The sequence below is a fragment of the bacterium genome, assembly GCA_016708315.1.
In the GTDB taxonomy this organism is placed as follows: Bacteria; Zixibacteria; MSB-5A5; order CAIYYT01; family CAIYYT01; genus JADJGC01.
In genome coordinates this window covers 56,451-69,655 of the sequence record JADJGC010000004.1, presented here as the reverse complement: position 1 = coordinate 69,655, position 13,205 = coordinate 56,451, and the positions used below count along the sequence as shown (strand labels likewise).

The window sequence follows — 13,205 nt, the reverse complement described above, 5'->3', positions numbered from 1 at the left end:
GAAGATTATACACATCCAAATTGGGAGAATCGAAATAATCTCCGGCTTGGATGAGAAGCTTGCCCTTTAGGTAGGTACAGCCGGTGTTTCAACTTCCGGCGCCGCGGGTTGCGGCTCCGGTTCGGGTGCCGGTTCTATCGTAAGCACCCCGGGAAATCCAAGCGGACCGCTGAGCTTGTACTTGATCGGTATGAATTTCTGCGTCACCCAGAGATTGGTCTTAAGGTGATTTGTGATCTTCGAGATGTTCATCTCAACACGCTCACCGCACAAAGCAATGTAAGGGATAAGCTGATCGGCGAGATAGTGATCAAGACAAACATCCTTGCCAAGATAGTTACGCAACTCCGTAACCGCAGCTTCGGCGACCTTTTCAGCCGGCATGCCCTTTTCGCCGATTGTCGAGAATCCGGCCCGGACATTGTCAAATTCGGCTGTCAGAAAGATGATCGTGCCTTTGCCGTTGGCAGCGACATCGCTATTGCGCATCTGAGCGTCGAGATTGTTCGCACGAAGCTGTTTAACTGCGGCGCGCATCTGCCGCTCGCCAACACCGCCTCCTACATTGGAGGTCACAGACATGCCATATATTTTGCGAAGTTCGCCGCGTCGATTGAATTGACGGGCTCGAAGTCGATCAATTGGTCGAACACGACAGGCTATTTCACCGCCGCCTTCAGGGTACCAACCCCAACGGTTTATCTTCAAGAACGTCTGACAACCCATCAATCCAATAACCGGAAGAAAGACCTGCTTGAGATAAGTGGCCGGCGGCGACCACGGGACGTGAGTGCCACCACGGATAATGATGTTCGACTCACTCTTGGCGAACAAGAGCGGTAAGATGATCGTCTGCAAAACCAGTGTTGCGGCTCCCGCGGACTTCTTGCTCTCAGCGACATCAAAAGTGTACTTGCCGCCGCGAATTTGTCCGGGAGTGAATGCCAAGCGCTCGGAATTGATTTCAGCGCCTTCCACCGTGGCACTGCAAATCTGCTGGCAAGCCTTGACGGCGGTCAGATGTTGCGGCATCATACCTGGGAATTTGCGATTCCGGCGGATATTGGTCACTTCAACAGGGCGACCAAGTAGAGTCGACAGGGATATCGAAGTGCGCAGGATTTGCCCGCCGCCTTCGCCAAAACTGCCGTCTACTCGCAGAAAGTCTTTGTCAGCCATAAGCTACTAAACTATGGGGAATTACGTCTGCGGTCAAGGGAATAGTCTCGATATTCCTGCATCACCAAGGCAACTTTGTGATTCCATTATCGTCCTCCAAAGTAGATATTCAACCGGGAGCAAGAGAAGGAGAACAGATGCACATTGCATTGAAACCAATCAACGAGATCATCCAGGTCAACAACTACCTATTTGGGCTTGGATTTGAAGGGATCGAGGAAGACCTCGCCCGCAAACAACTCATGCCCAATGCCAACTCGCTTACGTGGATCATGGGGCATGTCGCTTCCAATCGATTCTACCTGCTCGGGCTCACGGGCCTCGAGGAGAAGTGCCCTTGGGGTGATATGTTTGAGTCTTCAATTTCCAAGGTTGACCAATCACAATTCCCGTCGTTAGGCGAAATCAAGACGATTTGGTTGGATCAAACGACCAAACTTCAGAATGGCCTTGTGAATATGCCGGAAGAGAGTCTCACTAAAGCAGTACCGTTCAAGCTGCCGACACAAGAGCAGACCGTGTTGTCTGCGATTGCGTTTCTGGCGATGCACGAAGCCTACCACATCGGCCAAATGAGCACCCAGCGCCGCATGTTAGGAGTCGACAGCATCTTTGATTTGGCCTCTGCCCGGCGCAAGGCCGCGCAAGGTCAGGCAACTTAATTGGCTAGTTACTTCGGCGGGAACGCTTGGTCTTGCTGACAGCATTGTTGTGCTGTGAAAGTGAAGTCGTGAAAATATGGCGACCGTCGCCGGTGGCAACGAAGAAGAAGTAGTTTGTTTCTGCGGGGAAAAGCGCCGCTTTGAGCGAGGCCAGTCCCGGTGCTCCAATCGGACCGGGCGGCAATCCATAGTAGAGATAAGTATTGTAGGGCGAATCAAAATCAAGGTCCTTCCGCAGCAGCGGCCGATCGAGCCCGCCAAGCGCGTAAATCACGGTTGGGTCACATTGCATCTTCCAGCCTTTGCGAAGTCGATTGTGATAAACTGACGATATCAATTCGCGTTCGGAGCCATCAGCAGCCTCAGCTTCGATCATCGATGCTAAGGTAACCACTTCGTTCAACGACATCTTCAGAGTCGCAATCTGATTTGTCATTTCCGGCGTAAATGAACCTCGAAACATTTCGACCATCTCGCGAATCACATCATCTGGTTCCTGATACGGATAAAATGAGTATGTCTCAGGAAAGAGATAGCCCTCGAATGAAGGCGCCTCGATACCAAGACTCTTCTTGAATGACTCGTCGTTCAACAACGAAATCAACTGCGCAGAATCCGTTGGAATTCCTTTCACCAACATTGGGACGATTTCCTTGATAGTCTTTCCTTCAGGAATAGTGACCTTGCTCAATTCAGGATTGGAATTCTTGAAGTGGAGGGCGAGTTCGAAGTGTGTCAATCCGCCTCTGAATCGGTATCGTCCCGGTTTCAGGTTCCGGTCGGCACGAGTGTATTTCATAGTGATGTTGTAGAGTCTTCGATCTGTGGCGATTCCGGAATCGGCCAGCCGGTTGCGTAGATCGGCAGCGTCATCATTGGGGCGGATTACAACGGAATACTCGCGTTGCTGATCCCCGAGTGGCGCGCTGACTTCAAGATACGCATAAATACCACCGGCCGCCAGAATGATGACAAGTATCAGCGCCGCTTTGGTGTACCACTTACCGAACACAATCCACCGAATCAGATAAACAAAGGGAATCAAGGGAATGAGCGCAAATATCGCGAGAGTTGTAACGAACCATACCGCGATCTCCCAAATTCGTTTCATAAGCTCTCATTGCCGGTGCGAGTCAAGATAATCCTGCAGTATGATCTGAGCCGCAACAACGTCCAGTTTGCCGCGCATCTGCTTTTCTTTCTTGCCGCCGGCCCGCAGGGTGTCTTTCGCGACTTCAGAGGTAAACGCTTCGTCCTCCAGATGCGTCTCGAAGCCGCGCTGCTGTAATCCTTCAACGAAGGCGTGAATTTCGTTAACCATCTGGCCCCCCTGACCGCCCGACAGCGACAACGGAATGCCGATTACAATTAGTTCTACATCGTAAGCCGCCAGTGCGTCGCAAACACGATTGACAGCCTCGGAAGGCGATTTGAGAGTCAAGGTCGTCAGTGGCTGTGCGAAAAGCCGCATCGGATCAGAATAAGCGATTCCGATGCGCTTGCGGCCATAGTCGATGCCGATAATACGCTTTTCAAACATTGGAGGAATGTACGGTGACTGGCTATGAGAGTCAAATGGTTAGCTGTGATATCCGTCTCGCAGAGTTTTCGTTGGTTAGTCATCAAAGCAGTGCGTATATTCCCATCATGACTAAACGCGGTATTTTAATCAGTTTTGAAGGCGTCGATGGCTCCGGCAAGTCGACTCAAGCGCGGATGCTGTATGACTATCTTAAAGCGAATCGCTTCAACGTACTCTTCATCCGTGAACCGGGAGGAACACCGGTTTCGGAGTCGGTACGCGCTATCCTGCTCGATAACTCCCACAAACAAATGAGCGCCCGAGCCGAACTGCTCTTGTTTCTGGCTGCCCGCGCCGAATTAGTCGACAAGGTTATCGAGCCGGCATTAAAGCAAGGCAAGATCGTTATCACCGACCGGTTCTCCGATTCCACAATTGCATATCAAATCGACGGTCGCAAATTGCCGGCCAAGGTCGTCAAGGACACCAACGAGTTTGCCGCCGCGAAGATCAAACCCAACCTGACATTCATTGTCGATTTGGAGATCGCGAAAGCGCATGTTCGTCTCAAGGCCAATAAAGACCGGATGGAATCAGCGGCAAGTGACTTCCATAAGCGCGTGCGTAACGGATTCTTAAAAATCGCCAAGGCTGAGCCGCGTCGCGTCAAAGTTGTGGACGGACGAAACACACCAGAAGAAATTTTTACCGAGATTCTTGCTGTGAGTCAGGCGTTTCTGAACAGGAGAAAAATTGGACCGCAGAAACGCACGAAGTGAGTCTGTTGCTACACTTTCGTTCTTCACGCTAACGGTACTGCTCGTTCTTGGCGCAGCGTATCTATGCGTCAATGATTCGCTCTTCAAGGTGATGATCGCGTTGGCACAACAGTCGGAGTTATTGTCGAGCAGGTACTTTGGCGAGGTCGCACCAGACAAAGTTTTTGCAGACGCCTGGCGAGGAATGCAAAGCGCCATTCCGTTCAGAGTAGAACTATCGGACGGCGGTGCTGACCGACCAACGATAACGAACCGCCCGCGAAACTGGGGACTAACACTTAGACCGCAAGACAGTGCCGTTGTTGTCGCTGATATCGCTGAGAGTTCGCCGTTCAGCGGCTTCCTTCTTCCCCAAGACAAGATTACCGGTGTAGATACGCTTCGAAATCAAGTCGTAATCGACTTCATCGACTATCTGAATTCGCGCTCCGAGGGAGCAACGCAGATATTCTTCGAGCGCGAAGGTCGTGATGACAGTGTCACCGTTCAAATTGCGGCGATTGAATCGGCCGATGGTGCACGGGTTGCATTCGAAGATTCTATATGCTTCATTGTCTTGCGACTGCCAGCAGCACTAGATATAGAGCAAGAGATAAAGACGTTGAACACAAACAGTGCTCGTGGTTTCATCGTTGACCTGCGCGATTCAGGCGGTGATGACCATAAGATGGCTCAACGCATTTCAAAATTGATTGAAGATTCGGTCAAAGGTAAACCACTTGCCATCCTGATCGATCGCACGACCAAGGGCGCTACCGAAGAAATCGCCCGAAATCTCGCAACAATCGACGAAGCAACCACAATTGGAGCATCCACGGCCGGTTCACTCGCCGAGGTCGACGAGATTTTACTGCGCAGCGGTCAACGGCTCTATGTCTCACTCGACGAGAGAATCGATCACGGATTCAGTGAGGTTGTTGATACTTTGCTCGACTCGACCAAGACGTCCGAACCTTCGACTGCAGTAATTCCTTCGATTGAGTGTCGGAAACCGCGCATGAGCTCACTGCTATTTGAGTTGATTCATGGCGGTTATCTGCTCGACTTCGTCACCGCGAACAAATTTCCCGACTTTCCTCGATCTGAAGACGAAGACTCGCTCTTGGCGCAGTTCGAAAACTATTTGCGCGACAGACGATTTCGCTATGACCCGCTCGGCCGGGCTCTGAGCGATATGAGCCTTAACGACATGAACAAGGAAATGGATCCGATCTATCGCCATATGCGTGAGACACATCGAGATATTGGCGATGTTTCGCTCGGTGAGTACAGATTCGAGATCGTCCGAACCTTGTTGAAGACAATTCACCGGGTCAAGATCGGTGGCGAGCCATCGTTGGAGTTCAGCGCTCGCACCGATGATCCGTGTCTCGCTGAGGCTTTGGCAATCGTCAAGAAGGCAGCCCAGTAATGCAAGATTCCGCAGTTATTCTCGCCCTCAGCGCAATTGTCGGTGCGCTATCATCAATACTTGGTCTTGGCGGCGGCGTCCTGCTCGTTCCGATTTTCACGCTGATTCTCAAACTGCCGATCCACCAAGCTGTCGCACTTTCGCTCTGTTGCGTGATGGCGACCTCGGTGACCTCAGCGACAAAGTATCTGGAGAGCGGCCTGGTCGATCTCAAGGCAGTATTGTACTTGGAAACCACGACAATCGTCGGTTCTTACGCAGCCGGGAGTTTGGCGGGTCACGTCTCTGAACAAGGATTGGCAATAGTCTTTGCAGTAATCCTGGTGTTTTCAGCCGTAGTAATGTTATTCGGGAGATCGGATGCCAAAAATGCCGGCGGAATAAAGAACGCCTATCCGGTGGCAATGGGAGCCTCGGTATTCGCGGGCGGATTAGTTGGACTGCTGGGAATTGGCGGCGGTATTGTCAAAGTGCCGATTCTCCAGATCATTCTCGGCAAGCCAGTGAAGGAAGCAGTCGCAACTTCCACGATGATGGTCGGAATCAGTGCCGCGGTAGCTTCAATCCCTTACGTGACCAGAGGGGATCTTCCCGTCGAGTGGGTGCCGTTTGCAACTCTTGGTACGGTTGCCGGAGCCTTTCTTGGCGCGAGGGTGTTTCACAAGATCGATTCTCTCTATATCAAGATTCTCTTTGCGGCGATTTTGCTCTATACCGCAGTTACCATGATCATGTCAGCAGTGAAAGGCTAAGAATGAAATCTCCAGAACAGATCATGGCTCAAATGTACAAGAGCGCTCTTGTCATCATGATCTTACTGCTCATTTCAGCTTCAGTCGCTTCGTTCTTCGATATTTCGATACAGAACCTGCCGGTCTCGGCGCTGGCAATCAAGTTCTACCTCTTAGTCATTCCCGCAGTACTCATGGCGTTTACCATAACGATGTTCGTCCGGCGAGTAATGAACCTCGCCATCGCCGGTTTGATTCTATCGCTGCTTTGGCTGATATTCAAATGGATCGGTTAACGAAACCTCGCCCAATTCGGGTTTTCTCGGATTTTGATGGCACTATCTCCGCCAAGGACGTTGGCGCCTCGCTGTTTAATCACTTCTCCGGCAAACGAAATCACGGAACAGTCAAGCTCTGGATTGAGCAAAAGATCAATTCGCGTGAATGTTTGTGGCGCGAATGTCATTACATCAAAGCCAGCCGCGAAGAGATGATCGAAGCTCTTAGCCGCATTGAAGTCGAGAGGGGTTTTCAGGAGTTCGTCGACCTTCTCGGACAGCACCAAATCCCGCTTCATATTTGTTCCGATGGACTCGATTTCTACATCGACGCCTTTCTTGGCAAGGCAGGGTTCGCGGATCTGGACATCCACGCCAATAAAGCAAACTTCATAAATGGCAGTCTGTACCCGACTTTCCCCTACTTCGCTAATGGCTGCGGTTTCTGCGGTACCTGCAAGGGTGAACGCGTAAAGTCCCTTCGAAAAGATGGTGAGCTGACTGTTTATATCGGCGACGGTTTCTCGGATCGCTGTGCAGTCGGGGTCGCTGATGTCCTCTTTGCCCGCGGCGATTTAATCAAACTCGCACAGGAAAAAGCGGTTGACTGGCAGAAATTTGCCGACTTTTATGATGTGATAAGATATTTTGATGCTAATCTGCTAACATGATGCTTCGTGGAACAGGAACTCGATAGAATATGAAAACAGTTATTATGGCCGGAGGTTTTGGAACAAGGCTGCGTCCTTTAACTCAGAGTCTGCCGAAGCCGATGGTGCCGGTAGCAAATCTCCCGATGCTCCACCATATTGTTAATCTCCTCAAGAAGCACGACCTCAAAGATTACGTCACACTTCTGTATTTCCAGCCGGAGGAGATCAAGAGCTACTTCAAAGACGGCTCCGAATTCGGAGTGAATATGAAGTACTTGCTCGCCGAGGATGATTTTGGCACTGCCGGTGCAGTCAAAGCCGCCGAGGATTTCTATCAGGGCAACCGGGTAATGGTTATCAGTGGCGATGTGCTTACCGATTTCGATCTCACGGCGGCAATCAAGTTCCATGAAGAGCGGCAAGCGGCAGCTACTATCATACTGACACGAATGGAAAACCCGCTCGCGTACGGCGTGGTCATTACAGACGCCGATGGAAAGATATCGCGATTCCTCGAAAAACCCACTTGGGGTGAAGTATTCTCAGATACAATCAACACAGGCATCTACATCCTGGAGCCGAAGGTATTCGAGCGCATCCCCAAAGGGCAGAACTTTGACTTCTCGCAGAATCTTTTTCCCGGCATGCTCAAAGACAATGAACGCCTGTATGGCTACATTGCCCCCGGATACTGGCGCGATATCGGCAATCTCTCCGAGTACCAGAAAGCACATCTGGACATTCTGAATGAACAAGTTAAGATCGAGACAACATACAATCAGCTCCATCGCGAGAATGCAACGATTTGGATTAACCGCGAATTCCACGTCGATGAGAATGCTCATTTCTCGGGAGCGGTCATCGTTGGAGACGGAGCCGAGATCGAGGCTGGAGCTCATATCAGCAATTCCGTCATTGGCGATCGCTGTAAAATTGCCGCCAATGCGACCATCGAAAGCAGCGTCATCTGGCACGACACGACTGTTGGTGAAGGTGCGCAGATCACACAGGCGATTGTCTGCAATGATGTAACTGTCGAGAAGAACGTCTCCATCAACGAAGAAGCTGTGGTCAGCGACCATGTCAAATTGCGTCAAGGTTCCACCGTCAAAGCGAACTGCAAGATCTGGCCGGGCAAAGAGATTGAGGCTGGGGCTACCGTATCGTCGTCGCTTATCTGGGGCGAGAAATGGAATCGCGAGTTGTTCTCTGATTCCAAAGTATCCGGCCTCGGAAATATTGAGGTCACACCGGAATTCGCCGCAAAATTGGGATGTGCATTTGGAGCCACACTTCTGAAAGGCGAGTCGATCGTCGTCAGCCGTGGTGTGTCCTCGGCATCTCGAGTATTCTCGCGGAGTTTCATCTCCGGCCTGTTGTCTTGCGGCATCAACGTAGTCGATTTGCGGACGCTGCCGATTCCGATCATGCGTTACGAACTGAAGCAGGGAAAGCATGGCGGTGGCGTGCACGTGCGTCAGAATCCATCGCAGTATCACATTACCGATATGATTTTCCTCGGTCCCGATGGAATGGATTTGCCCACGCGCAAGACCCGTTCCATCGAGACACTGTTTGCCCGAGAAGATTTCCGTCGTGCACCAGTCGAGCAGGTGGGGCATCTTGACTATCCGACAAGAACCGTTGAGTCTTATCGTACTGATTTTTTGAAGCACGTCGATTCCGAGGCGATAGCCGCCAAGAAGTTCAAATTAGTAATCGACTTCTCGCATGGCGGCGCATCGGAAATTTTCGGCGGGATTTTCAGTTCACTTAACACCGAACTGATTTCTCTCAATGCCTACCCTGATCCAAATCTGTTGGTAGCCGACAGCCGTCGTTCACTCAATACAATGGCCTCAATCGTAAAGTCTCTTGGCGCCGATGTCGGTATTCAACTTTCGCGCAGTGCTGAGAAGATTACTGTTGTTGATCGCAACGGCGCCGTGATAACCGATCAGTTGCTTCTGCTGATTGTGACCTCGCTTTTTCTAAGCAGTTACCAAACGCGAAAAATCGCCGTTCCGGTAATGGCGAGCATGGGCGTAGAGAAGATTGCAGAACAATACGGCGTGCAAGTTACGCGCGTACGCAGCGACCATTTGGCAATGATGCAAGCCTACAAGTCAGAGGACATCGATTTTGTTGGCGGAACACGCGGCGGATTCATGTTGTCGAGTTTCCAACTCGGTGCCGACGGTATGTTTGCCACGATTAAGTTGTTGGAAATGCTCGCAAAACAGAATGCCGACCTTGCCGAAATGCGCTCGGAGTTTGAACGCTTTCACAGTGTGGAAGAACAGGTCCCTTGCTCATGGTCCAAGAAGGGCCAAGTCATGCGCCTCTTGATGGAAAACACCGAAGGCAAGAACCGACAGCTCGTGGACGGTGCACGCTTCCAGGATGGCGACAGCTGGGTCTGGATTGCTCCGGATCGCAATGCGGCATATTTCACAGTGGTCGCAGAATCGGAAGACAAAAAGCAGGCCGAAGTGCTGGCCAAGAAGTATTGCGAGCAAGTCGTCAAGTGGCAGGAGTAAAGTAGTATCTGCGGAGACAGCAGATTTTCGCTCTATTCAATTACTTGCACATTCTTTTCGGGAATCCAGCCGAGTTTCCCTTTTGAGTTGCGGCACCAATGCCAGCCTGCGACGGACTTGATGATACTCATGCGCTCGTCCTTATCGGCCTTCAACTCAATCGAAGAGTAGACAGTATTTAGTATTCCCACGTCATCGTCGCGATCAAGATAGCTTTCCGGTATCCACGCCCCTTCGCCATCATCATTTACACACCATAGAAATTCCGGCCATTCAGTGTCGCGCTTGTCGATAATAACGCGGTCGCCTTTGGCGAAAACGACGGGAGCATACGAAGGCGGCGTGTGCTCTTTGTTGACTATGCAGATCTTCTGCGACATGGCTGATAAATAAAAAAACTGCAGCCACGTTCGTCAATGAGAAATGGACGAAAAAAAACGGCCGAGGAACTTCTCAGCCGTTCAGAAATTGCCTGTGCGGAAGTCTTTACTCTGTCGGCACCATTATCGGTTGCGTGGCATTCGCGCCAATTTCGTCATCGCGGAAAGCCTGCAATTCCTTGAGCAACTCGACCTCGAGCTGTTCCGGCGGAAACTTGCCGATGACCTTGCCTTTGCGGACAAGCGAGAGATAGTCCGCCGAACCGACGACGCCGAGATCGGCATCGCCAACTTCACCGGGACCATTGACATTGCAGCCCATCACGGCAACCTTGATCGGCTTCTTGATACCTTCAAGTACCTTCTCGACGCGGCTGATAAGTCCGAAGAGATCGGTCTGAAGTCTGCCGCAAGTTGGGCAACTGACAAGATCAGGCATATTGCTGAAGAGACCGAGCGATTGGAGAATCTTCTTGCCGACTTTCACTTCTTCGACCGGGTCGGTAGAAAGCGAGACTCGAATCGTGTCGCCAATGCCTTCGTGAAGAAGCAATCCAAATGCTACCGATGACTTGATCGTGCCGCCCATAAGGGGACCGGCTTCGGTAACGCCGAGATGAAGCGGGTAGTCTACAAGCTGGGCAATCTTCCGATATCCCTCGACCATGCCAGGGACTTCGGAGGACTTCATCGAAATGCAGATATCGTGAAAGTCCATCTCTTCAAGCAAGCGTACTTTGCGCATCGCTGATTCCACCAACGCGTCAGGGTTATAGCGCCCCATTGATTTGACGAGATCCCATTCCAGCGAACCGGTGTTGACGCCGATGCGAATCGGAATCTTGCGTTCCTTGCAGATCTCGACGACGCTTTCCATTTTGACATCATCGCCGATGTTACCAGGGTTGGTGCGAATCTTGTCTACACCTTGTTCGGCGGCAATCAAAGCCAATCTGTAATGGAAGTGAATGTCAGCGACGAGCGGGATCTTGATCTGATTCTTGATCTCGCCGAGCGATTGAGCATCTTCCTTGTTGAGTACGGCCACGCGAATGATATCGCAGCCGACATCCTCGAGGCGCTTAATCTGTGCGACCGTAGCATCGATGTCGCGAGTCTGAGTTGTGGTCATCGACTGAACTGAAACCGGGGCATCGCCGCCGACCAGCACATTGCCGACCTTGACCTGATGTGATTTTCTACGCTGTTTGTTGAACATTCTTCTTATATGGGGCAAAAGATTTGTATTCGAATAACTTTGCATCGGAATTGGCGACATCGATTCCCACGCCGGCCTGAAGCGCTTTGAGCATGCCCTCGATGGCGAAACTTGGTGTTGATGCGCCCGCCGTGATGCCAACCTTCTCGACACCTTCAAACCAACCCCAATCGATCTGGGTCGGATGGTCGACGAGATAGGCTTTGCCGCAGATCGACTCGGCGATATCGCGAAGTCGCTGCGAGTTGCCGGAGCTTTGCGAACCGATTACCAACACCAGATCAACATTCGGCGCCAATTCGTGAATGGCTGCCTGCCGGGTGTCGGTCGCGTCGCAGATGGTATTGACGATTTTGATCTCGGGATAGATTTCTTTCATCTTGTCGCAGACTTGCTGGAAGGCTTTGACGCCGCGAGTGGTCTGAGTAATTAGAGCCACCTTTCCATGTTCAAAGCGCGGTAAATGGTCGATATCCTCATACTCAGCAAGCAAGTGAATGTTGGCTTCGTCAATCCCCATCACGCCGTGTACTTCATCGTGACCCGGCTCTCCATAGAGAATCACCTGATAGCCGTCGCGAAGCAGTTCGCGCGTGAAGCTGTGTACGTTCTCGACCAAGGGACAAGTGGTATCGACGATGCGAAGTCCCTTCTGTTGGGCTTCCTCTTTCAACTTTGGGCTCAATCCGTGGGCGGATATGACCAGAGTTCCGCTTTCAATCTTGTCCAGCGTATCTTCCTGACCAACACCCTTCTTCTTGAAGAAGTCGACAACTTGACGGTTGTGGACGATTTCCTTGAGAATGGTAACTTCGCCGGAATACTCATTCTTGGCTTGAGCGGCCAAATTGATTGCCCGTTCAACACCCCAACAAAATCCCAGCTCTTTGGCGAAGAAAATCTTAATCATTGGTCTTTCTTACAATTGAATCAACGAATAGTGCGAAAAAAAGAATCGACTGAAATCAAACTTCAATCAAATTTGCGCTTTGATGCGACGCCTTGTATGAACTCCGTACCAGCGGACCAGATTCAGTATGCTTGAAGCCCATCTCATTGCCCCACTGCTTGAACTTCACAAAATCCTCTGGCGGATAGTACTTTAGAACCGGCAAATGCAGTTCCGACGGCGACAAATACTGACCGATTGTCAGGATATCGACGCCCGTATCGCAAATGTCTTGCATCGTCTGCTTGATTTCATCTTCGCGCTCGCCTACTCCGACAAATATGCCGGATTTGACCAGCTTTACTTTGCCGGAACCCTTGGCGTATTTGAGAATAGACAAACTGCGTTTATAGCCCATTCTGGGCCGGACTGTCTTGTAAAGACGCGGAACTGTCTCGATGTTGTGATTAAATATCTCCGGAGCCGCCTCTAAAATGAGGTCAACAGAAGCCTTTGCTCCCTGGAAATCGGGGACCAGCAGCTCAATCTGAATACCCGGATCATATTCACGGAGTTTGACGACTGTGGCAGCAAAGATCGCCGCACCACCGTCGTCGAGATCATCGCGAGTCACCGAAGTTATCACGACATGCTTCAGTCCAAGTTTGGCAACCGCGCTTGCAAGACGCTGTGGCTCACCGAGATCGTGGATTTTAGGCTTCCCCTTGAGGATGTCGCAAAATCCGCAACCACGGGTGCAAACATGGCCTAAAATCAGGAAAGTCGCCGTTCCCGACTCGAAGCATTCGCTCATGTTCGGGCAGGAAGCTTCCTGGCAAACGGAATGCAAACCATGTTCTTTGAGCAAACTGCGGACGCGGCGGTAGCCGGAGCCGAAGTTGGCGTTCATCATAAGCCATTTTGGCTTGGCGAGCCGCTCAGTACTCATATAAGTCTGATAC

At 51.2% G+C, this 13,205-nt stretch carries 14 protein-coding genes; 7 read left to right on the top strand and 7 right to left on the bottom strand.

Translation table 11 applies throughout. The features are described from left to right. Positions 1 to 66: 66 nt before the first annotated feature. Positions 67 to 1,179: an RNA 3'-phosphate cyclase gene (rtcA, locus tag IPH59_05570; GenBank protein MBK7091175.1), complete on the bottom strand. Its 1,113-nt coding sequence runs from the start codon at positions 1,177 to 1,179 to the stop codon at positions 67 to 69. Positions 1,180 to 1,316: 137 nt separating this feature from the next. Between rtcA and IPH59_05565 the strand changes: the two genes are divergently transcribed. Then, positions 1,317 to 1,841, top strand: coding sequence for a DinB family protein (locus tag IPH59_05565; GenBank protein ID MBK7091174.1), 525 nt, complete (start codon positions 1,317 to 1,319; stop codon positions 1,839 to 1,841). Positions 1,842 to 1,845: 4 nt separating this feature from the next. Here the strand turns inward: IPH59_05565 and mltG are convergent, their stop codons facing one another. Then, the gene (gene mltG / locus IPH59_05560) at positions 1,846 to 2,952 is read right to left on the bottom strand and encodes an endolytic transglycosylase MltG (GenBank protein MBK7091173.1); all 1,107 of its coding nucleotides are present in this window, start codon (positions 2,950 to 2,952) and stop codon (positions 1,846 to 1,848) included. A 6-nt stretch (positions 2,953 to 2,958) separates the two neighbouring features. Continuing rightward, positions 2,959 to 3,381, bottom strand: a complete 423-nt coding sequence (gene ruvX / locus IPH59_05555; protein MBK7091172.1) for a Holliday junction resolvase RuvX — start codon at positions 3,379 to 3,381, stop codon at positions 2,959 to 2,961. Positions 3,382 to 3,395: 14 nt separating this feature from the next. Between ruvX and tmk the strand changes: the two genes are divergently transcribed. The 6 genes from tmk to IPH59_05525 are packed head-to-tail and all read left to right on the top strand — an operon-like array spanning position 3,396 to position 9,755. Beyond that, positions 3,396 to 4,142 (top strand): dTMP kinase, encoded by a 747-nt coding sequence (gene tmk, locus IPH59_05550; GenBank protein ID MBK7091171.1) that lies wholly within the window; start codon positions 3,396 to 3,398, stop codon positions 4,140 to 4,142. Beyond that, positions 4,117 to 5,553, top strand: a complete 1,437-nt coding sequence (locus tag IPH59_05545) for a hypothetical protein (GenBank protein MBK7091170.1) — start codon at positions 4,117 to 4,119, stop codon at positions 5,551 to 5,553. Before tmk ends, IPH59_05545 begins: the two co-directional genes overlap by 26 nt. After that, positions 5,553 to 6,305: a sulfite exporter TauE/SafE family protein gene (locus IPH59_05540; protein MBK7091169.1), complete on the top strand. Its 753-nt coding sequence runs from the start codon at positions 5,553 to 5,555 to the stop codon at positions 6,303 to 6,305. Before IPH59_05545 ends, IPH59_05540 begins: the two co-directional genes overlap by 1 nt. Positions 6,306 to 6,307: 2 nt before the next feature. Next, positions 6,308 to 6,580 carry a hypothetical protein gene (locus tag IPH59_05535; protein ID MBK7091168.1) on the top strand — a complete coding sequence of 91 codons (273 nt, stop codon included), beginning with the start codon at positions 6,308 to 6,310 and terminating at the stop codon, positions 6,578 to 6,580. Next, positions 6,568 to 7,233, top strand: coding sequence for an MtnX-like HAD-IB family phosphatase (locus tag IPH59_05530; GenBank protein ID MBK7091167.1), 666 nt, complete (start codon positions 6,568 to 6,570; stop codon positions 7,231 to 7,233). Before IPH59_05535 ends, IPH59_05530 begins: the two co-directional genes overlap by 13 nt. A 29-nt stretch (positions 7,234 to 7,262) precedes the next feature. Next, on the top strand, positions 7,263 to 9,755 hold the full coding sequence (locus IPH59_05525; GenBank protein ID MBK7091166.1) for an NTP transferase domain-containing protein: 2,493 nt from the start codon (positions 7,263 to 7,265) through the stop codon (positions 9,753 to 9,755). A gap of 32 nt (positions 9,756 to 9,787) precedes the next feature. On the opposite strand, the gene IPH59_05520 is transcribed toward IPH59_05525, so the two are convergent. From IPH59_05520 to lipA, 4 genes are all read right to left on the bottom strand, one after another. After that, positions 9,788 to 10,135 carry a hypothetical protein gene (locus IPH59_05520; protein MBK7091165.1) on the bottom strand — a complete coding sequence of 116 codons (348 nt, stop codon included), beginning with the start codon at positions 10,133 to 10,135 and terminating at the stop codon, positions 9,788 to 9,790. Positions 10,136 to 10,241: 106 nt separating this feature from the next. Then, positions 10,242 to 11,354 (bottom strand): flavodoxin-dependent (E)-4-hydroxy-3-methylbut-2-enyl-diphosphate synthase, encoded by a 1,113-nt coding sequence (ispG, locus tag IPH59_05515; GenBank protein MBK7091164.1) that lies wholly within the window; start codon positions 11,352 to 11,354, stop codon positions 10,242 to 10,244. Next, on the bottom strand, positions 11,335 to 12,264 hold the full coding sequence (gene ispH / locus IPH59_05510; GenBank protein MBK7091163.1) for a 4-hydroxy-3-methylbut-2-enyl diphosphate reductase: 930 nt from the start codon (positions 12,262 to 12,264) through the stop codon (positions 11,335 to 11,337). The genes ispG and ispH overlap by 20 nt, the downstream gene beginning before the upstream one ends. A gap of 55 nt (positions 12,265 to 12,319) precedes the next feature. Next, positions 12,320 to 13,192, bottom strand: a complete 873-nt coding sequence (lipA, locus tag IPH59_05505) for a lipoyl synthase (GenBank protein ID MBK7091162.1) — start codon at positions 13,190 to 13,192, stop codon at positions 12,320 to 12,322. Positions 13,193 to 13,205 lie beyond the last annotated feature (13 nt).